The 18,842-nt window shown below is 59.8% G+C and carries 20 protein-coding genes; 13 read left to right on the top strand and 7 right to left on the bottom strand.

Features of this window, described 5'->3' with window-relative positions; translation table 11 throughout:
- The 5 genes from FHT92_RS29095 to FHT92_RS21815 all read left to right on the top strand — a co-directional run.
- Positions 1-281: hypothetical protein (locus FHT92_RS29095; protein ID WP_210278547.1), on the top strand; the 281-nt coding region annotated here is incomplete at its 5' end.
- 233 nt (positions 282-514) lie between these two features.
- Positions 515-1,462 (top strand): ornithine cyclodeaminase family protein, encoded by a 948-nt coding sequence (locus FHT92_RS21830; RefSeq protein WP_183749861.1) that lies wholly within the window; start codon positions 515-517, stop codon positions 1,460-1,462.
- Positions 1,459-3,924, top strand: coding sequence for an ATP-dependent helicase HrpB (gene hrpB / locus FHT92_RS21825; RefSeq protein ID WP_183749666.1), 2,466 nt, complete (start codon positions 1,459-1,461; stop codon positions 3,922-3,924). The genes FHT92_RS21830 and hrpB overlap by 4 nt, the downstream gene beginning before the upstream one ends.
- 61 nt (positions 3,925-3,985) lie before the next feature.
- Positions 3,986-5,296, top strand: a complete 1,311-nt coding sequence (locus FHT92_RS21820) for an ActS/PrrB/RegB family redox-sensitive histidine kinase (RefSeq protein ID WP_183829194.1) — start codon at positions 3,986-3,988, stop codon at positions 5,294-5,296.
- A 68-nt stretch (positions 5,297-5,364) separates the two neighbouring features.
- Positions 5,365-5,943, top strand: a complete 579-nt coding sequence (locus tag FHT92_RS21815; protein ID WP_183749668.1) for an ActR/PrrA/RegA family redox response regulator transcription factor — start codon at positions 5,365-5,367, stop codon at positions 5,941-5,943.
- Here FHT92_RS21815 and FHT92_RS21810 read toward each other — a convergent pair whose 3' ends face one another.
- Positions 5,944-6,438, bottom strand: a complete 495-nt coding sequence (locus FHT92_RS21810) for an MmcB family DNA repair protein (protein ID WP_183829191.1) — start codon at positions 6,436-6,438, stop codon at positions 5,944-5,946.
- A 181-nt stretch (positions 6,439-6,619) separates the two neighbouring features.
- Here FHT92_RS21810 and FHT92_RS21805 point away from each other — a divergent pair, with 181 nt between their 5' ends.
- On the top strand, positions 6,620-7,303 hold the full coding sequence (locus FHT92_RS21805) for a L,D-transpeptidase (protein ID WP_183749670.1): 684 nt from the start codon (positions 6,620-6,622) through the stop codon (positions 7,301-7,303).
- A 78-nt stretch (positions 7,304-7,381) separates the two neighbouring features.
- Here the strand turns inward: FHT92_RS21805 and FHT92_RS21800 are convergent, their stop codons facing one another.
- From FHT92_RS21800 to hslV, 6 genes are all read right to left on the bottom strand, one after another.
- Entirely contained in the window at positions 7,382-9,553 is a 2,172-nt protein-coding gene (locus tag FHT92_RS21800; RefSeq protein ID WP_183829188.1) for a malate synthase G, read from the bottom strand.
- An 88-nt stretch (positions 9,554-9,641) separates the two neighbouring features.
- On the bottom strand, positions 9,642-11,054 hold the full coding sequence (locus FHT92_RS21795) for a cytochrome P450 (protein WP_183829185.1): 1,413 nt from the start codon (positions 11,052-11,054) through the stop codon (positions 9,642-9,644).
- A gap of 48 nt (positions 11,055-11,102) precedes the next feature.
- Positions 11,103-12,050 (bottom strand): DUF1402 family protein, encoded by a 948-nt coding sequence (locus FHT92_RS21790; RefSeq protein ID WP_183749673.1) that lies wholly within the window; start codon positions 12,048-12,050, stop codon positions 11,103-11,105.
- Between the two features lie 187 nt (positions 12,051-12,237).
- Positions 12,238-13,545 carry an ATP-dependent protease ATPase subunit HslU gene (gene hslU, locus FHT92_RS21785; protein ID WP_183749674.1) on the bottom strand — a complete coding sequence of 436 codons (1,308 nt, stop codon included), beginning with the start codon at positions 13,543-13,545 and terminating at the stop codon, positions 12,238-12,240.
- A complete protein-coding gene (locus tag FHT92_RS21780) occupies positions 13,542-14,045 on the bottom strand; it encodes a GNAT family N-acetyltransferase (RefSeq protein WP_183749675.1) in 504 nt (167 codons plus the stop codon). The genes hslU and FHT92_RS21780 overlap by 4 nt, the downstream gene beginning before the upstream one ends.
- A complete protein-coding gene (hslV, locus tag FHT92_RS21775) occupies positions 14,042-14,566 on the bottom strand; it encodes an ATP-dependent protease subunit HslV (protein ID WP_183734629.1) in 525 nt (174 codons plus the stop codon). The genes FHT92_RS21780 and hslV overlap by 4 nt, the downstream gene beginning before the upstream one ends.
- Positions 14,567-14,743: 177 nt before the next feature.
- Here hslV and hisB point away from each other — a divergent pair, with 177 nt between their 5' ends.
- The 7 genes from hisB (at position 14,744) to hisF (ending at position 18,838) form a co-directional block, all read left to right on the top strand.
- Complete coding sequence (gene hisB / locus FHT92_RS21770) at positions 14,744-15,352, top strand: imidazoleglycerol-phosphate dehydratase HisB (protein ID WP_183829182.1); 609 nt, start codon at positions 14,744-14,746, stop codon at positions 15,350-15,352.
- 20 nt (positions 15,353-15,372) lie between these two features.
- Positions 15,373-15,843, top strand: a complete 471-nt coding sequence (locus FHT92_RS21765; protein ID WP_183749678.1) for a DUF2628 domain-containing protein — start codon at positions 15,373-15,375, stop codon at positions 15,841-15,843.
- Positions 15,843-16,493 carry an imidazole glycerol phosphate synthase subunit HisH gene (gene hisH, locus FHT92_RS21760; protein ID WP_183829180.1) on the top strand — a complete coding sequence of 217 codons (651 nt, stop codon included), beginning with the start codon at positions 15,843-15,845 and terminating at the stop codon, positions 16,491-16,493. The genes FHT92_RS21765 and hisH overlap by 1 nt, the downstream gene beginning before the upstream one ends.
- 68 nt (positions 16,494-16,561) lie before the next feature.
- Complete coding sequence (locus tag FHT92_RS21755) at positions 16,562-16,744, top strand: hypothetical protein (protein WP_183749680.1); 183 nt, start codon at positions 16,562-16,564, stop codon at positions 16,742-16,744.
- On the top strand, positions 16,744-17,298 hold the full coding sequence (locus FHT92_RS21750; protein ID WP_409527162.1) for a hypothetical protein: 555 nt from the start codon (positions 16,744-16,746) through the stop codon (positions 17,296-17,298). The genes FHT92_RS21755 and FHT92_RS21750 overlap by 1 nt, the downstream gene beginning before the upstream one ends.
- 5 nt (positions 17,299-17,303) lie before the next feature.
- Entirely contained in the window at positions 17,304-18,050 is a 747-nt protein-coding gene (hisA, locus tag FHT92_RS21745) for a 1-(5-phosphoribosyl)-5-[(5-phosphoribosylamino)methylideneamino]imidazole-4-carboxamide isomerase (protein ID WP_183749681.1), read from the top strand.
- On the top strand, positions 18,050-18,838 hold the full coding sequence (hisF, locus tag FHT92_RS21740) for an imidazole glycerol phosphate synthase subunit HisF (protein ID WP_183829177.1): 789 nt from the start codon (positions 18,050-18,052) through the stop codon (positions 18,836-18,838). The genes hisA and hisF overlap by 1 nt, the downstream gene beginning before the upstream one ends.
- The last annotated feature ends 4 nt before the right edge of the window (positions 18,839-18,842 follow it).

Genomic DNA, 18,842 nt, shown 5'->3' with positions numbered 1-18,842 from the left:
TCTCTTTCAAAGAACCCAATCTCTTGAGTTCCGCAAGCTCCGCCGCCCACGTTTCTCTTTCTTCTCATCTTCAATTGTCAAATAACAGACGACACTTCAGCCGTCGCAAAATCAACGCCCCAAACTTAAAGCCCAGAGCAACAAACCAGCATGCCGCCAATCCGCTTGATTTCTTCAGAACGAGAAACTTCGTCGCCAGCAGCGCCGCCGCCCTCGTCAGTGAGTGGGCTTATAATCCCACACCCTCGAAACAGTCAACACATCCAACCCAACTTTTTTGACATTTTTGTAACAGGTTGATTTTGCTGACGGTTTTATCGGATCCGGTCGAAGGGAGGAATTTCCTCGTCAAATCACCCCATTCGGATCGACTTTCGGCGATTCCGGCCAGTCAGCGTCGGCTTTGCGTGCTGTCTTTTAATGGGCCGGTATACAGGTGATTTCCATGGCGCTTGCCTCAACCGCCCCAATCGGTAGTTTGACGGGATATATCCATGCCTTTGGGGAGTTCGGAATGCTTGTCCTCGATGAAGATCAGACGCGGTCGGCGCTGCCTTGGGCGCAGCTCATCGATGCGATCGAAGCGATGTTTCGAAGTGATTGCGTTATGCCCGTCCGCCATCATCACGACATGGAGGTTCCAGGAGAAGAGAATGCCACCCTGCTGCTCATGCCGGCTTGGCTTCCTGGACAATATACAGGCATCAAGACGGTTTCGGTGTTTCCCGGTAATGTTCGTCGCAGCCTGCCTGCGATCTTCGGGAGCTATCTGCTTTCTTCTGCGGCAACCGGACAGATGCTGGCCATCATCGAGGGCGGAGAATTGACGGCGCGGCGGACGGCAGCGACCTCGGCCTTGGCATCGCGCTATCTTTCCCGGACCGATGCAGAAGAAATGCTGGTCTGTGGCACCGGCCGGCTTTCACTTAACCTCATGCAGGCACACGGGACAGTCAGGTCGATCCGGCGCTACCGTATCTGGGGACGCAATAGCGAGGCGGCGGAGAAGGTGGCGGAGGAAGCGCGGGCTCTTGGACTGCGGGCCGAGGCGGTGAGCGATATTGAAGCGGCCGCAAGAACAGCTGATATCATTTCCTGTGCGACACTCTCCATTGAACCACTTGTTCGTGGCGAATGGCTTAAGCCCGGTGCCCATCTCGATCTGGTTGGCGCCTTTAAGCCTAGCATGCGGGAGAGCGACGATGCGGCCGTGCTGCGCTCCGCCGTCTATGTTGACACGAGGGCAGGTGCCCTGAGCGAAGGCGGCGACATCGTCCAACCTTTGAGAAGCGGGCTGCTGAAAGAGAGCGATATTCGCGGTGAGCTGGTAGAGCTGATATCGGGCGCCTGTGACGGGCGGAAAGATGCACAAGAGATTACCCTCTTCAAATCCGTCGGCGCAGCGCTTGAGGATCTGGCCGCCGCCATCCTTGCCTATGAAATGGTGACGGGCCGAAAGTGAAGACCGTGCCTCCTTTGCCGGAGCTTCCGGTTTCGCATGTGCTGCCTGATATCAGCACGGCGCTTGGCAAGGAGAAGCGAGCCGTGCTTTCGGCTCCTCCGGGCGCCGGCAAAACGACCTTCGTGCCGCTTCATCTGCTTGGCCAGACCTGGCGCGGCGACGGGAAGATCATCCTGCTGGAGCCACGCCGGCTGGCGGCACGTGCGGCGGCGAGCCGCATGGCGTCCCTGCTCGGCGAGCAGGTGGGCGAAACGGTCGGCTATCGCATGCGCCTGGATAACAGGATATCGGCGAGGACGCAGATCGAGGTTGTCACCGAAGGCGTCTTCGCCCGCATGATTCTCGATGATCCCGAACTCTCCGGAGTCTCCACCGTCATCTTCGACGAGTTCCACGAGCGGTCGCTGGATGCCGATTTCGGCCTTGCGCTGGCGCTCGACGTTCAATCGGCGCTTCGCGAGGATCTTCGAATCCTTGTGATGTCGGCCACGCTCGATGTCGAGCGGGTGGCTGCACTGCTTGATCATCCGCCTGTCATCGAAAGTACGGGGCGAAGCTTTCCGATTGATATCCGCTATCAGGACCGACCAGGCGGCGAGCGTATTGAAGACGCGATGGTGCGGGCGATCGTCGGTTTTCATGCAAGCGAATCCGGATCGATTCTCGCTTTCCTTCCTGGTCAGGCGGAGATTACCCGGACGGCAGAGCGGCTCGAGGGGCGGTTCGGCTCAGAAACGCTGATTGCGCCGCTCTACGGCAATCTCAGCCAGAAGGAGCAGGACGCGGCGATCCGCGCTGCGGCACCGGGTACGCGCAAAATCGTGCTTGCGACCTCGATTGCCGAAACCTCGATAACCATCGACGGCGTGCGAATCGTGATCGACAGCGGGCTGCAACGACTGCCGGTCTTCGAGGCATCGACGGGCATCACGCGGCTGGAAACCGTGCGGGTGTCGCGCGCTTCGGCCGATCAGCGCGCCGGCCGCGCGGGAAGAACAGAGCCCGGCATCGCGGTCCGCCTGTGGCATCAAGGGCAGACGGCGGCGCTTCCGGCCTTTACGCCACCACACATTCTTTCGAGCGATCTTTCCGGTCTCGTGCTCGATCTCGCCTATTGGGGCGTTCAGGACACGAAATCGCTGGCCTTTGTCGATCAACCGCCGGAGACGACGATCAAGGAAGCACGCGCGCTGCTGGTGCAACTTGGGGCGCTGGACAAAGACGGCACGTTGACGGCGCGGGGGAAGGTGATGCGCGACCTCGCCCTCCCGCCGCGGCTCGCTGCCATGGTGGTTTCGGCTGGCGAATCGGGTCACGCCAAGGAGGCGGCGCTGATCTCCGTGCTGCTGACCGAGCAAGGGCTCGGCGGCACCAGCGTCGATCTGGAAGAGCGGCTCAGGCGCTTCAAGAGTGAGAAAGGCGAAAGGGCCGAGGCTTCGCGACGGCTGGCGGGGCGGCTGGCGGAAGGGCTCAATACTGTTTCGAGTATTGCACCTGCGCTCGCAGGAAGGCTTTTGCTGCATGCATTCCCGGATCGAATCGCACTTCAGCGCGGCGCGCGCGGACGGTATGTCATGGCGAATGGGCGGGGCGCCGAGCTTGCGGAAACCGAGCGCCTGGCCGGCAGCCCAATGCTGGTCATTGCCGATCTGACAGGTCGGGCCGCACAAGGGAGAATTCTGGCGGCAGCGGACGTCTCCCGCGCCGACATCGAAGTCGAGCTTCCGGGTGAAATCCGGACGGAAGACCAGACCTTTTTCGACAGGCAGAGCCGGCAGGTACGGGCACGCCGCGCCACAAGGCTTGGCGCGATCATTTTCGAGGAAGCGCCGCTTCCGCGCCCCTCGGGCGAGGCGGTGGTGCGGGCGCTTGCGCAAGGATTGCAGGAGCTGGGGCTCGGTCAGCTACCCTTTTCCAAGGAGACCCTGCAGCTTCGGGAACGGATAGGCTTCCTGAACCGGACGATCGGTGAACCGTGGCCAGACGTGAGAGACGAAGCACTGCTTGAGCGGATGGAAGACTGGTTCATTCCTTTCCAGACGGACGCCAGAGGACTTTCGGATATTTCCGTCTCCGGGCTCTCCGACGGGCTGATGGCACTCGTGCCGCACGATCTGCAACGCGATCTCGCACGTCTTGCACCAACGCATTTCGAGGCACCGACAGGGCAACGCCATCCGATCCAATATGACGGCGAAGAACCGACGCTGACGATCCGGGTGCAGGAGCTTTTCGGCCTCAAGCAGCATCCGGCGGTTGCCGGTGGGCGATTGCCCCTGCTGCTGGAGCTTACTTCACCGGCTCACAGGCCAATCCAGACGACCCGCGACCTGCCCGGTTTCTGGGCGGGCTCGTGGAAGGATGTGCGCGCTGACATGCGGGGGCGCTATCCAAGGCATCCCTGGCCGGAAAAGCCTGACGAAGCGGCGCCGACGACAAGGGCAAAGCCCCGTGGTACATAATCTGCCGTCCTTGGAGCGCCGTGCGTCGATGCTGTAAGAGTATGGGCTCTAGGAGTATGGCGTGATTGAGAAGACCGAAACCCAGACACAGGAAGACAGGCTGAGCAGCCGCCGGCTGCGCTTGCAGACTTTGGTGCGATTGCGATGGCTGGCGGTCACCGGCCAGGCGGTAACAGTCGCCATCGTTGCATTCCTATTGAAATTCCCGCTGCCGCTGGTTGCCAGCTGCTCGCTGATTGCGGCTCTCGCCGGCGTGAATTTCTATCTGATGATTCGCTATCCGGCGACCCACCGGCTTGAGCCGCGTGCCGCTTTCGCGCTTTTGGGTTTCGACCTTCTGCAGCTCTGTGCATTGCTCTTCATTACCGGCGGTCTTGCCAATCCCTTTGCGGCACTGGTCTGCGTTCCCGTCATCATTTCCTTCGCCTCACAGCCGATCCGCTACAGCACGGCATTGATCGGCTTTGCGATGGTCTGCATTACCGTGCTTGCCTTCTCCCCCTTTCCGCTTCCGTGGTTCGACGGGATGGAAATCAATGTGCACAATGTCATGCAGTTCGGCGTCTGGTGCTCGATCGCTTCGACCATGGCCTTCGCCGCCTTCTATGCCTACCGGGTGTCGATGGAAGCGAGCCAGCTAGCCGACGCGCTCGCCGCAACAGAGCTGGTGCTGCAGCGGGAGAAGCACCTTTCCCAGCTCGACGGGCTTGCGGCCGCTGCAGCCCACGAGCTCGGCACGCCGCTTGCGACAATCAGCGTCGTTGCCAAGGAGATGGAGCGTGAACTTAAAAATGATGACCGGTTCCGCGAGGACGTGCAGCTTCTGCGCAGCCAGAGCGAGCGCTGCCGTGACATCCTTCGCCGGCTGACGACGCTCTCTGCCGAGGGCGAAGCGCATTTGCGGCGGCTACCGCTCTCCTCGATGATGGAGGAAATCGTGGCGCCGCATCGCGAATTCGATATCAAGCTGGAGTTGGTGGAGAAGAGCCCGCGCAGGGGCGAGCCTGTCACCGACCGCAACGCCGGCATCATGTACGGGCTTGGCAACCTGATCGAGAACGCCGTCGACTATGCGCGGGAGAAGGTAACGGTCACGATCGAGCACGATCACGAAAAGGTGCTCATCGTCATCGAGGACGACGGCAACGGCTACGCGCCCGATATTCTGACGCGGATCGGCGAACCCTACGTCACCAAACGACAGAGAGAAGATACGGCTGGAGGCCTCGGACTGGGGCTTTTCATCGCAAAAACGCTGCTGGAGCGCTCCGGGGCATCTTTGATTTTCGAAAACCGCGAACCGGAAAGTGCCGGCGCCCGCATTCGAATCGAATGGCCACGCATATTGATAGACGCAAATTCGACAAAATGACTTTGTCGGCATAAACAGGATATAAGCGGTTGACGCATTTCGGACATTCAACCGCCGGGACCGTAGCCATGACAGACCAGAACCACGAGATTGCCGCAGGCTCCAACCAGGAGCATATCGGGCCTGACCCGAGCCTGCTGATCGTCGACGACGACGGACCTTTCCTGCGTCGCTTGGCACGCGCCATGGAGGCACGCGGCTTCCACGTGGAAACGGCCGAATCGGTGGCGGAAGGTGTGGCGAAGTCCAAAGGCAGGCCGCCGAAATATGCGGTGGTCGACTTAAGACTTGGTGACGGCAACGGTCTCGACGTCATCGAAGCGATTCGCCAGCGCCGCGACGACACGCGGATCATCGTGCTGACGGGTTACGGCAATATCGCAACCGCCGTGACGGCAGTGAAGCTCGGGGCTGTGGATTACCTGGCAAAACCAGCCGATGCCGATGATGTATTTGCGGCGCTGACACAGCGGCCGGGCGAGAAGGCAGAACTGCCTGAGAACCCCATGTCGGCGGATCGCGTACGCTGGGAGCATATCCAGCGTGTCTATGAAATGTGCGAGCGCAACGTGTCTGAGACGGCGCGCCGGCTCAACATGCACCGCCGCACGCTGCAGCGCATCCTCGCCAAACGCGCACCGAAATAATTAGACATCATCCACGCCGAACGGCTTGCCGTTTGCCCATTCGGCCATCATCAGCCGTTGCGCGGCCGCACGCGAGAAATTGAGCGTTACGGCCTTGCGGGTCGCCGGCGGCAGTCGGTGTTCAGGCGCTTCGCGCAGCATATGCGCGCCGTAACCATCTGAAAGAAAAAGACCACACTCTTCCGGGAAGATATCTGCAGGCACATCCTTGTGCGTCGCGAAGAACAGCCTGTCGCAATGCAGGCGGTAATCCGGCCATTTGCGATCGACCTTGAAGTCTTCGATCGACGTCTTGATCTCTATGATCCAGACCTCTCCCTTTTCAGAGATCGTAATCAGATCGGCCCGGCGGCCGCTCGCCAGCGGCAGTTCCGGCAGCACCGCGTGGCGCATGTCGTGAAGCAAAATCTGCATGCCACGACGCACCATCATCGCCCTGTCCGATTGCCGGCCATCGATTAACGGATTGTTATTGTAAACACTCAAAATCGTCATGGATAACCGTCGAGCGGGGTTGGCCGTTGTTGCAAAAAAGCCATGCGCTTTTAATTTGCGCCGCAGATGGACTTTGTCGCGCCGCAGCAGCTTGCAAAGACAAAGTTAATCGAAAATAAACCATAAGCAACGATGGTCGAAAGACTATCCTCTCTTGCCCCAAAACCTTCACGAGTCATCCATGCGCATCCGCAATGCATTCCCTGTATTTGGCCTGCTGGCGACCCTGGCCCTGGCCGGCTGCTCCGCGACGTCCGACTCCGCGTCCCTCGACGACAAGGGCGCAGGTCCGACCGTTCAGACGGCACAAATCTTCAACGACGCCTATGGCGTGACGTCGGATGCCGGATACTCCCTTCCGGCAATCCCGATTAACCGCGTCAAGCCGGAGTTCCGCCGCCAGATCGTCAGCTACCAGAGCGACGAGCGTCCCGGCACGATCATCGTCAACACGCGCGAGCGGCACCTCTATTATATCCTGCCCAACGGCAAGGCCGTCCGCTACGGCATCGGTGTCGGCAAGCAGGGCTTCGCATGGTCCGGCACGGCCTATGTGGCCTGGAAGCAGGAATGGCCAAACTGGCACCCGCCGAAGGAAATGGCTGTCCGCCGTCCGGAAATCGCCAAGTATGTCGAAGACGGCATGGGTCCCGGCCTCACCAACCCTCTCGGCGCACGCGCCATGTATCTCTTCAACGAAGAGGGCAAAGATACGCTCTTCCGCCTGCACGGCACCCCGGAATGGGCTTCGATCGGCACCGCCGCCTCGTCCGGCTGCATCCGCCTGATGAACCAGGACGTGATCGACCTCTACAGCCGCGTCCGTCCGGGCAAGACCACCTCCAAGGTCATCGTTATCCAATAAGCTAAAAGCTGAATTCGGTATAAAAAAGGCCGCCGGATTTTGGATTCGGCGGCCTTTTTGTATCTGGCAAGTTCAGGCTCAGGCGGTCTGCTTTGCCTTGAGCTCGATTCGACGGCGATGCAGGACAGGCTCGGTGTAGCCATTCGGCTGCTCCCTGCCCTTCAGGACCAGATCGAGTGCCGCCTGGAAGGCGATCGAATCATCGAAATGTCCGGCCATCTGTATGTAGGCCGAATCGCCGGCATTCTGCCGGTCGACGACGGCGGCCATGCGCTTCATGGTTTCGACGATCTGCTCCTTAGTGACGATCTTGTGGTGCAGCCAGTTCGCCATGTGCTGGGCGGAAATCCGCAGCGTCGCACGGTCTTCCATGAGGCCGACATTATTGATGTCAGGCACCTTGGAGCAACCAATGCCCTGGTCGACCCAACGCACGACATAACCCAGAATGCCCTGAGCATTGTTGTCGAGTTCACGCTGGATTTCTTCCGGCGTCCAGTTCGGACGTACAACGACCGGCACCGAGAGGATATCGGATAGCTTGGCGCGGGTGCGATCCATCAGCCCTTCCTGCACCTTGGCGACATCGATCTGGTGATAGTGTGTGGCATGCAGAGTGGCCGCCGTCGGCGACGGCACCCATGCGGTGTTAGCCCCGGCCTTCGGATGGGCGATCTTCTGCTCCAGCATCGCGGCCATAAGATCCGGCATGGCCCACATGCCCTTGCCGATCTGCGCGTGGCCGGAGAGGCCGCATTGGAGACCGATATCGACGTTCCAGTTTTCGTAGGCACCGATCCAGGCGGCCTGCTTCATGTCGCCTTTGCGGATCATCGGGCCCGCTTCCATAGAAGTGTGGATTTCATCGCCTGTGCGATCGAGGAAGCCCGTGTTGATGAAAACGACTCGTTCGCGGGCAGCGCGGATGCATTCCTTGAGATTGACCGTCGTGCGGCGCTCCTCGTCCATGATGCCCATCTTAATGGTGTTGCGTGTCATGCCGAGGGCATCTTCGACGCGTGAGAAGATCTCGACGGCGAAGGCGACCTCTTCCGGCCCATGCATCTTCGGCTTAACCACATACATGGAGCCGGCGCGCGAATTCTTGCCGCGGCCGGAGGGGCCGACATCGTAAAGCGCGATAAGGCCGGTGATCATGGCATCCATGATGCCTTCCGGCACCTCGTTGCCATCGCGATCGACGATCGCCGGATTGGTCATGAGGTGCCCGACATTGCGCACCAGCATCAGAGAGCGGCGGTGCAGTTCGAAGGTCTCACCGCCCGGCGCTGTATAAGCGATGTCGGGATTGAGCCTGCGGGTGAAAGTGGAGCTGCCCTTCGTCACTTCCTCCTGCAGGTCGCCCTTCATGAGGCCGAGCCAATTGCGGTAGACGGCGACCTTGTCCTCGGCATCGACGGCTGCAACGGAATCCTCACAGTCCATGATCGTGGTGATGGCAGATTCCAACCAGACGTCGGAAATATGGGCCGGATCGGTCTTGCCGATCGGGGTCGAGGCATCGAGCACGATTTCGATATGGATGCCGTTATTCTTCAGGAGAATATGGGTCGGCGCGTTCGCATCGCCGCGATAGCCGGCGAAATGCCCAGCATCTTTCAGCGCCAGTGCTTTGCCATCGACGGCAGCAACCGTAAGAGCGGCATTCCTGACGGCGAAGGAACCGACATTTTTCCAGGAGCCACCCTCGAGGGGAACAGCAGAATCGAGAAAATTGCGGACCCAGGCGATGACTTTCTCGCCGCGCTTCGGATTGTAGCCCTTGCCCTTTTCCGCGCCGTCCGTTTCCGGGATGGCATCGGTGCCATAGAGCGCGTCATAGAGCGAACCCCAGCGAGCGTTGGCAGCGTTCAGCGCGTAGCGGGCATTCATGACGGGAACGACGAGCTGCGGGCCGGCGATAGAGGCGATCTCGGCGTCGACATTGGCAGTCGAAACCTGAAAATCCGGCCCCTCGGGCAAAAGATAGCCGATCTCCTTCAAGAAGGACTGATAGGCGTCCATATCCGTCGGTGCGCCGTTCCGGCGATACCAGTCGTCGATCTTTGCCTGCAGCTGGTCGCGCTTCAAAAGCAGCGCGCGGTTCTTCGGCGCCAGATCATGTACGATCGCCGCGAAATCGGCGAAGAACTTGTCCGCATCGATTGCGAGGCCCGGCAATGTCTCCTTCACGAGGAAATCATGAAGGACGGGTTCGATGAAGAGACCATTCTTTTCAATGCGGCTCATGCGGTGTCTCCCTTGCTGTAGCAGCTTTTTCATGCTGCCACTTTGCCCGGCTTTCATTCACAGTCAATTCAGCAACAATTCGAAAGATTTATGCAGGTTTGGAAATAGTCCGGCGGGTCACGCGCATAGGAAGGCCGTTTTGCGGCTGCGTCGTCAGCTTCTGCACCGGCCAGGGATTCGTCTGATCGGTCGAATCGAAACGATAGTCCTGCATCAGGACGGCCAGTGCGATAACCGCCTCCTGAAGCGCAAAGGTGGCGCCGATGCAGACGCGCGGACCGGCGCCGAAGGGCAAGAACTGGAAACGGCCAATGGAAGCACGGTTTTCCGGCAGAAATCGCTCCGGCATATAGGCGCGCGGCCGATCCCAATGGAGCTCATGGCGATGCAGCGTCCAGGGCATGACGAGCACGGTAACGCCAGCTTCGATTTCGACACGCTCGCCCTTGAGACTGGTCCAGGAATCATCTGCGATGGCAGCGCGATTGATCGAAGGGGCTGGCGGATAAAGGCGGAGTGCCTCTTCGAAGGCGGCGCGGGTCTGAGGCATCAGATCCGGCCATTCGACCGGTTCCGCGCCTGACGCGAGGATCCGGTCGATCTCCTCTTCCATCGCCTCGCGGATATGCGGGCTGTTCGATACGCAGTAGAGCGTCCAGGCGAGCGCGCGGGCTGTGGTCTCATGGCCCGCACCAATGAAGGTCAGGATATTGTCCTCGATCTCCTCCTTCGTCAGGCCATCGGGACCGGCCTGCTCCAGCAGCAGGGTCAGGAAATCGTTCGGTGCCGTGCTGCGGTCGGCTTTCATCTTGGCAAGCCGCACATCCATGGTGTTGCGCACAATGGCGCGAAATTTCTCCAGGACCTTCTGGCCGCCGATGCGTGTTACACGTGGAACCCAGGACGGCGCACGCAGCAGATCCATCGGATCGACGCGGCCCATGCGATGCAGCAGCTCGTTAACATCATCGGCGAAGTGGCCGCTCGATGTGACGATCTCACCGGAAAATAACGTGTCTGCGAGGATGGCGAAGGTCAGTTCCGTCATGTCGGTGCTGATATCGAAAATCGTGCCGGCCTCGCCGACATCGGCATATTTGCGGGCGTAGTCTTCCGACTGGCGCAGCATCTGGCTGGCGAAGCCCTTGGCATGCCGGGGCGTGAAGACGGGGGCAACGGCCTTGCGCGAGCGTTTCCAAACCGAACCTTCTGCGGTCAGAAGACCGTCACGCAGGATCGGTCGCAGTACCAGCTGGCGGACGTCGGACATGCGGTAGTTATTGGCATTGTCGACCAACACGTGCTTGATCAGCCCAGGATCGTTGACGATCAGCGTTCTCTGGCCGAAGAAATTGGTGTGGATCCACGGCAGCGTATAGGAAGGCTCACCCCAGAGCTCGAGCGGATTGCGGAAAATGATCCTGATGATCTCGAGCCGAGACGGCGGCACGGTGCGCGGCAGCGGTGCCGGCGGAACGAAGGGGTCTGGACGCATGTCCATGAGCATAGCCTTTCACGGGAGATATCGTCTTCCCGGCAGGCTTGAAGGTTAGAGCAGGCCCTTCAGCTCGTCCAGTTTGTCGTTGATCAGCCAGCCGTAATAATTCTCTTCCGGCCAGACCGTCGTGCCGGAGGAACGGTTCCTGGCGGCAAGAGCTGCGGCGCGCTGGCGGGAATTGCCGACATTATAAAGAGTGGCTGTCACGCCCGGATTGCCGGAGATATCCATGCCGGCGATCTCCTTATAGTCGTCAATCGATCTGCGGATCGAGGCGGCGACGAAAGCGAGCGAGATGTCCGGATCCATGATTGCCTTGTAGACCGAGCCGGCATTCTTCTCGTTCAGCTTCGGATAACCGGAAACGCGCGATACGAGATCGGATAGCATCAACGCCGTCAGCGGGTTGACCTGGCCAAGGCCGAAGGTCTGGCCTGCATAGAAGGGCTGGAAAAAGACAGCGCTGAAGCGGTTGTTCGGAAAGCTCTTTCCACCAACCGTTTTGCCACGGAAATCACTTTCCCAGACATCCTCACGGCAGCTCCAGAGCGTGTAGGAATCGCTCTTGCCGTTGCAGGCGGCAAATTGCGGCCGGTCGACGAAATCGTCGACGCTCTCGCCATCATAGGCGAAACGGAAGCTCTGGCCGGCATAGGAAGCAGCCTTCACATAATAGGCCTGAAGGCGGTCATAGGCATCGACATTATAAGTATGTTCGCCGACGATCGCGCCGATCACATGAATAGGATTGATGCCGTAGGCGTTCGAAACCTTCTTGATCTTGCCCAGGAGCTCGTGGTCGGTCGACAGGAGGTCGTAGACCTTCTCATATTTGACATCAAAGGTCGTCTTCGTGCCCTTGGTGCGGCGGACCGAAGCGCCTGGAATATCCGGCTGCTCGGCATGACGGTTTCCGGGCGGAACAGCCTGCGCCGCAAGCGCAGGAACCGAGCCCGCAATGGTCATGGCAATCACAAGGCTTGTCAAAAGGCGTCGCACAATTGGCTTTCCCGTCTTTCCCTGTCGTCTTCGTGTCGCGGCTGACTGGACCAGAATCTTGTCCGAATAAAGCCGTACAAAAAACAAAGCGGGCCTTTCACTAAAAAGTAAAAGGCCCGCTGTCGAGAGTTCAGATCGTCAAAGTTTCTGCGTTATCTGCGCAAAGACAGGAACCGATGTTTCCCGATCACAGGATGAAGCGCGACAGGTCGGTATTCTGGGCGAGATCGCCGACATGCTCGCGCACGTAAGCGGCATCGATCTTCACGTCACTGCCAGCGCGATCCGGTGCGTTGTACGAAATATCGTCCAGCACCCGTTCCATGACCGTCTGCAGACGGCGTGCGCCGATATTTTCGACAGACGAGTTCAGATGGACGGCGACATCGGCGAGAGCATCGATCGCGTCATCGGTGAAATCGAGTGTCAAGCTTTCCGTTTCCATCAGCGCCTTGTACTGGCGGATGAGGCTTGCCTCGGTTTCCGTCAGAATGCGGCGGAAGTCTTCCTTGTTCAGCGGACGAAGCTCGACGCGGATCGGCAAGCGGCCCTGCAATTCGGGCAGCAGGTCCGACGGCTTAGAAACATGGAAGGCGCCCGAGGCAATGAAGAGGATGTGATCCGTCTTTACCGGGCCGTACTTCGTTGAAACCGTCGTGCCTTCCACCAGCGGCAGCAGGTCGCGTTGGACGCCTTCGCGGGAAACGCCGGCACCAACACCGCCATCGCGAGCGGCGATCTTGTCGATTTCGTCGAGAAAGACGATGCCGTCGTTCTCGACCGAGCGAACGGCTTCGCGCTGGATGACCTCGTTGTCGATCAGCTTGTCGGACTCATCACGGATGAGGTCCGTGTAAGAGGCCTTCACTGTGGTACGGACCTTCTTGGTGCGTCCACCCATCGCCTTGCCAAACATTTCCGACAGGTTCAGCACGCCGATATTGGCGCCTGGCATGCCGGGGATGTCGAATCCGCCAATGCCCGAGCCGGTATCGGCCACTTCGATATCGATTTCCTTATCGTCGAGTTCGCCGTTGCGCAGCTTCTTGCGGAAACTCTCGCGCGTCGCAGGCGAGGCTGTCGCACCGACCAACGCATCAAGAACACGTTCTTCAGCGCTCATATGCGCCTTGGCCTGAACTTCGCTGCGCTTCTTTTCACGCACCAGGCCGATGCCAACCTCGACGAGATCTCGGATGATCTGCTCGACATCGCGGCCGACATAACCGACTTCGGTGAATTTGGTGGCCTCAACCTTGATGAAAGGCGCGCCGGCGAGCTTGGCGAGGCGGCGAGAGATTTCCGTCTTGCCGACGCCGGTCGGACCTATCATCAGGATGTTCTTCGGCATGACTTCATCGCGCAGGCTCGGATCGAGCTGTTGGCGACGCCAGCGATTGCGGAGCGCGATCGCCACGGCACGCTTGGCCTCGTGCTGGCCAATAATGTAGCGGTCGAGTTCGGAAACGATCTCGCGGGGGGAAAAAGTGGTCATTGTCTGTTATTCTCCTGGCGGTCCAGGGCCATCAGAAGCGCCCGGCCGTAATTCGTAGTAGTTTCGCCAAGTCTTTGAAAGCCTGCCTTGGTATAGGCTCTGATTGCGAAGACATTGTCCGGATGCGGATCGACCAGAACGCGGTTCTTGCCTCTGTTGAAAAGCGTCTGGCAAAAGTGCGCCATGAAAGCCGGGCCGTGACCCTTTCCTAGAAGCGCTTCGACGCCGATAAACTGATCGATGCCACAGGTGCCGTCCGGCTGACCGTCCAGTGCAGCATCGTCTTCATCATCGAGATCCGCCACCTGAATGAAGGCAAAATCCCTGCCCTCAAGCGTCACGATATAGGGTTCGACCGTTGGATCGCGCAGATGCTCCTCGATTGAGGCCAGTGCCTCTTCCGGCTCGCTCCACCAGCGGCGGACATGAGGCTCCTCAAGCCATTCGGCCAGGAGCGGCAGATCAGCCACCGTGACGGGACGGAAGACATAGTCCGTCATTCCGCATCCAGCGTTTCCACGATGACATTGTGGTTCGTATAGACGCAGATGTCGGCTGCGATATCCAGCGCCCGGCGGGCAATCTCTTCGGCTGATTTGTCCGTGTCGGCGAGAGCAAGAGCCGCGGCAAGTGCAAAATTACCGCCGGAACCAATGGCCGCGACGCCATGCTCGGGTTCCAGCACATCGCCATTGCCGGTGATGGCAAGCGTCACCGACTTGTCGGCGACAAGCATCATGGCTTCGAGATTGCGAAGGTAGCGGTCAGTACGCCAGTCCTTAGCGAGCTCGACGGCGGCGCGCATCAGCTGGCCCGGATACTGCTCCAGCTTCTTTTCGAGCCTTTCCAGAAGGGTGAAGGCATCAGCGGTAGCGCCGGCAAACCCGGCGATCACCTCACCCTTACCGATGCGGCGGACCTTGCGCGCATTACCCTTCATGACGGTCTGACCAAGGCTGACTTGGCCATCGCCAGCCACCACGACCTTGCCGCCTTTTCGAACTGTAATAATTGTCGTCATCGAACACCTGTTGCCCCAACTCATGGGCGGTTCCAGCGGGCCGAACATCGGCCCGTTGAACCCTATGTAAGAGGGCCTGCGGAGATTGCAAATGGCGTGCCTTTTCTGCCCTCCGGCTTCTGGATATTTCGCAATCCGCCTGATAAGGAACCACCTTGATTTCAAGGAGAAAGCCATATGGCCGAGACCGCCGCAAGCCGAACGGGCAGTGTTTCCCGCAAGACCAACGAAACCTCCATTTCCGTTTCCGTCAATCTCGACGGCACCGGCAAATCGACGATTTCGACGGGCGTCGGCTTCTTCGACCATATGCTGGATCAGCTTTCGCGACATTCGCTGATCGATATGCAAATCGAGTCCAAGGGTGATCTTCATATCGACGACCATCACACGGTCGAGGATACCGGCATCGCCATCGGCCAGGCGATCGCCAAGGCGCTCGGCGACCGCCGCGGCATCACCCGCTATGCATCGATCGATCTCGCTATGGACGAGACGATGACGAAGGCTGCCGTCGATCTCTCCGGCCGCCCCTTCCTCGTTTGGAGCGTTTCCTTCAGCGCGCCGAAGATCGGCACTTTCGATACCGAACTGGTGCGTGAATTCTTTCAGGCGCTTGCCCAGAACGCCGGGATCACCCTGCATATTCTCAATCACTATGGTGCCAACAACCACCATATTGCAGAGACGTGCTTCAAGGCCGTCGCTCGCGTTCTGCGCACGGCGACAGAGATCGATCCGCGGCAGACGGGCCGTGTTCCCTCGACCAAGGGCACGCTCGCCTGAGCCCCATCAGGGAGCGTCAGATGGCATCCAGCTACGTTTTTCTTGTTCCGCCTGATGGTCAGCGCGAGGACACGCGCACGATCCGTGACGGTTTCTCGTGGCTTGCTTTCCTCTTTCCCTGGATCTGGCTGCTTGCGCATCGCCTCTGGCTTCATGCGATCATCGCGTTCGCGCTGCAGGCGATCGGCGGCGTGCTGGCAGAAGAACCAGGCTTCGGGCCGGCGGGTATGGCTCTCGCGTTTGGCGTCAACCTGCTCGTCGGGTTAGAAGGACAGAATTTCCGCATCCGCGGTCTCGCCTCCCGCGGCTGGCGCGAGGAGGCCGCGATCGGCGCTTCCTCGATCGATCTTGCGGAAGAGATCTATTTTTCCAACATCGAGACCGGCGCCGATTTGAAGGTGCCCGAATGGAACCAGGCTTCCAGTCCGCAGACGCGGCCGGGTCATTCCACTTCGCTCGGTCTCTTCGGTTTTGACGGAGGGCGCAAATAATGCGCGTCGCGATTATCGACTACGGCTCTGGCAATTTGCGCTCGGCCACCAAGGCTTTCGAACGCGCGGCCCGCGAAGCCGGCATCGAGGCGGAGATCAATTTGACCGACAAGGCGGAGATCGTTGCCGCGGCCGATCGGATCGTGCTTCCCGGCGTCGGCGCCTTTGCCGATTGCCGCCGCGGGCTCGATGCCGTGCCCGGCATGACAGAAGCTTTGCTTGAGGGTGTGGAGAAGAAGGCGCGACCCTTCCTCGGCATTTGCGTCGGCATGCAGCTCATGTCCTCGCGCGGTCTCGAAAAGACGGTGACCCAAGGTTTCGGATGGATTCCGGGTGACGTCGTCGAGATGACGCCCGCGGATCCCGAGCTGAAAATCCCGCAGATTGGCTGGAACACGCTCGACCTGAAATATGAGCACCCGCTTTTCGAGAGCATCCCGATCGGACCTGATGGCCTGCACGCCTATTTCGTGCATTCCTACCATCTGGCTGCCCAAAATGCCGGAGACGTCATTGCCACCACCGACTATGGCGGGCCAATGACGGCCTTCGTAGGTCGGGACAATATGGCTGGTTCGCAGTTCCATCCGGAAAAGAGCCAGAAGCTCGGACTGGCGCTGATCGCGAATTTCCTGCGCTGGGCGCCGTAAGGGCTGTCTTTTAATACGCGCGCCTTATTTCCCCTATAAGTGAAGAGGTGGATACAGGAGCGTGCTCAATGCCGGCTTCGCGGAAATCAGGCAAGGTATTCTACAGGCTGCGGCCGGCCAGAGAGGGCCAGCCGCCGTTCGTCGATATCCGACTGCCCGGCGGGGTGATCATCCGCCAGGTCGATGAGGCCCTGCATCGCAAAGCACTCGCGAAAGCCGCCAAGGCTCTTAAAGAGAGGCTCGGCGGCTGATGCAGGAGACCTTCCCAGGGAACGAGAATTCACGGCTGCGATCGGGTGAAATAAGCGCCGGCGATCTCGCCGAAGCGGTGCTGGAATTCTACATCGAAGGCGAAGACGATCTGATCGGTCTGCTTGCCTATGCGCTTTACGAGCGCCAGAAGCGCGACTTCGTCGTCAGCCATCGCAAGCGTAATGCAGGCCGCTCACCAAACGAGGCGGAAATCGCGGCGGTGACGAGCAACTACCTCTCGGCCGATCTGCGCAACACGCTGCGCGACCGCGCCTCGCAGATCCTGTCGAGCTATGCCGAAACCTATGTCGAAGCCATGGAGCCCCAGATTCAGCTCGTCGCAACCAACAGCGAGGCATTGCGCCAGGTGCGCGATATCGAAAAGTCGGTGAAGAAGCGTGCCGGCTTCTGGCGTCAGGTGCGGGTGGGTTTCACCATAACCTTGCTGCTAATCGTGCTTTTTGCAACGCTCACCATTGCCGCTGTCTTTTTTCGCTCGGATATCGTAGATGCGTGGAATGCACTGATGGTGCCAACGACGCTACGGACTTGAGACGAATGATCCTTTTTCCCGCGATCGACCTGAAGGGCGGACAATGCGTTCGCCTGAAGCTCGGCGACATGCAACAGGCAACGGTCTACAATACCGATCCGGCTGCCCAGGCGAAATCTTTCGAGGAGCAGGGTTTCGAATGGCTGCACGTGGTCGATCTCGACGGCGCCTTTGCGGGACATTCGGCCAATGGCGATGCGGTTGAAGCGATCCTGAAGGCCACGAAAAACCCTGTTCAGCTCGGCGGCGGCATCCGTGCGCTCGATCATATCGAGAACTGGCTGTCGCGCGGACTGCGCCGCGTGATCCTCGGCACGATTGCCGTGCGTGATCCGGCACTTGTTATCGAAGCCTGCAAGACATTTCCGGGCCGCGTTGCCGTCGGCATCGACGCCAAGGGCGGCAAGGTGGCCGTAGAAGGCTGGGCGGAGGCTTCCGAGCTCGGCATCATCGAACTCGCAAAGAAATTCGAAGGCGCCGGCGTCGCCGCAATCATCTATACGGATATCGACCGCGACGGCATCCTGACCGGCATCAACTGGACATCGACGCTGGAGCTGGCGGACGCCGTCTCTATTCCTGTCATCGCATCAGGAGGACTTGCCTCGATCGACGACATCAAGCGCATGCTGCAGCCGGATGCCCGCAAGCTCGAAGGCGCCATTTCCGGCCGCGCCCTTTACGACGGCCGGATCGATCCCAAGGAGGCGCTCGATCTCATCAAGGCCGCCCGGGCGAAGGAGACTGCATAATGAGCCTGAAAGCCCGCATTATCCCCTGTCTCGACGTCAAGGACGGCCGTGTCGTCAAGGGCGTCAATTTCCTCAATCTGGTCGATGCTGGCGATCCCGTCGAAGCGGCCAAGGCCTATGATGCGGCCGGTGCCGATGAGCTCTGCTTCCTCGACATCACCGCGTCCTCGGACAATCGCGAGACGATCTTCGATGTCGTGGCGCGCGCGGCAGAGCAGTGCTTCATGCCGCTCACAGTCGGCGGCGGCGTTCGCACCATCGCCGACATCCGCAAGCTCCTGCTTTGCGGTGCCGACAAGGTCTCGATCAATTCGGCTGCCGTCAACAATCCGGATTTTGTAGCCGAAGCGGCTGACAAGTTCGGTGACCAGTGCATCGTCGTGTCGATCGATGCCAAGCGGCGCCTCACGCAGCAGGTCGGCGGAGACAATCTCAGCGCCTGGGAGATCTATACGCATGGCGGCCGCAACGCCACCGGCATCGATGCGGTGGAATTCGCCCAGAAGATGGTCGCCCGGGGCGCCGGCGAGTTGCTCGTCACCTCCATGGACCGCGACGGCACGAAGATCGGCTATGATCTGGAGCTGACACGGGCGATTGCCGATTCCGTCCGCGTGCCGGTCATTGCGTCGGGCGGTGTGGGCGACCTCGACGATCTCGTGGCTGGTGTGAAGGAAGGTCATGCCAATGCGGTGCTTGCCGCGTCAATCTTCCATTTCGGCACCTATTCCGTCGGCGAAGCAAAACACTATATGTCAGAGCGCGGCATTGCGATGCGCCTCGACTGAGTTT

The organism is Rhizobium sp. BK377, assembly GCF_014193935.1.
In the GTDB taxonomy this organism is placed as follows: Bacteria; Pseudomonadota; Alphaproteobacteria; order Rhizobiales; family Rhizobiaceae; genus Rhizobium.
Note: the sequence above shows the minus strand (reverse complement) of the source record. Positions and strands in the feature narration are given on the sequence as shown.

Bases quoted from the DNA above. Each gene is read 5' to 3' on its own strand.
- hisH (WP_183829180.1), top strand. From the start codon at position 15,843: ATGCGCGTCGCGATTATCGACTACGGCTCTGGCAATTTGCGCTCGGCC.
- FHT92_RS21805 (WP_183749670.1), top strand. From the start codon at position 6,620: ATGCGCATCCGCAATGCATTCCCTGTATTTGGCCTGCTGGCGACCCTG.
- FHT92_RS21830 (WP_183749861.1), top strand. From the start codon at position 515: ATGCTTGTCCTCGATGAAGATCAGACGCGGTCGGCGCTGCCTTGGGCG.
- FHT92_RS21755 (WP_183749680.1), top strand. From the start codon at position 16,562: ATGCCGGCTTCGCGGAAATCAGGCAAGGTATTCTACAGGCTGCGGCCG.
- FHT92_RS21800 (WP_183829188.1), bottom strand. From the start codon at position 9,553: ATGAGCCGCATTGAAAAGAATGGTCTCTTCATCGAACCCGTCCTTCAT.
- hisF (WP_183829177.1), top strand. From the start codon at position 18,050: ATGAGCCTGAAAGCCCGCATTATCCCCTGTCTCGACGTCAAGGACGGC.
- FHT92_RS21780 (WP_183749675.1), bottom strand. From the start codon at position 14,045: ATGACGGACTATGTCTTCCGTCCCGTCACGGTGGCTGATCTGCCGCTC.
- hslV (WP_183734629.1), bottom strand. From the start codon at position 14,566: ATGACGACAATTATTACAGTTCGAAAAGGCGGCAAGGTCGTGGTGGCT.
- hslU (WP_183749674.1), bottom strand. From the start codon at position 13,545: ATGACCACTTTTTCCCCCCGCGAGATCGTTTCCGAACTCGACCGCTAC.
- FHT92_RS21750 (WP_409527162.1), top strand. From the start codon at position 16,744: ATGCAGGAGACCTTCCCAGGGAACGAGAATTCACGGCTGCGATCGGGT.
- hisB (WP_183829182.1), top strand. From the start codon at position 14,744: ATGGCCGAGACCGCCGCAAGCCGAACGGGCAGTGTTTCCCGCAAGACC.
- hisA (WP_183749681.1), top strand. From the start codon at position 17,304: ATGATCCTTTTTCCCGCGATCGACCTGAAGGGCGGACAATGCGTTCGC.
- FHT92_RS21810 (WP_183829191.1), bottom strand. From the start codon at position 6,438: ATGACGATTTTGAGTGTTTACAATAACAATCCGTTAATCGATGGCCGG.
- FHT92_RS21795 (WP_183829185.1), bottom strand. From the start codon at position 11,054: ATGGACATGCGTCCAGACCCCTTCGTTCCGCCGGCACCGCTGCCGCGC.
- FHT92_RS21815 (WP_183749668.1), top strand. From the start codon at position 5,365: ATGACAGACCAGAACCACGAGATTGCCGCAGGCTCCAACCAGGAGCAT.
- FHT92_RS21765 (WP_183749678.1), top strand. From the start codon at position 15,373: ATGGCATCCAGCTACGTTTTTCTTGTTCCGCCTGATGGTCAGCGCGAG.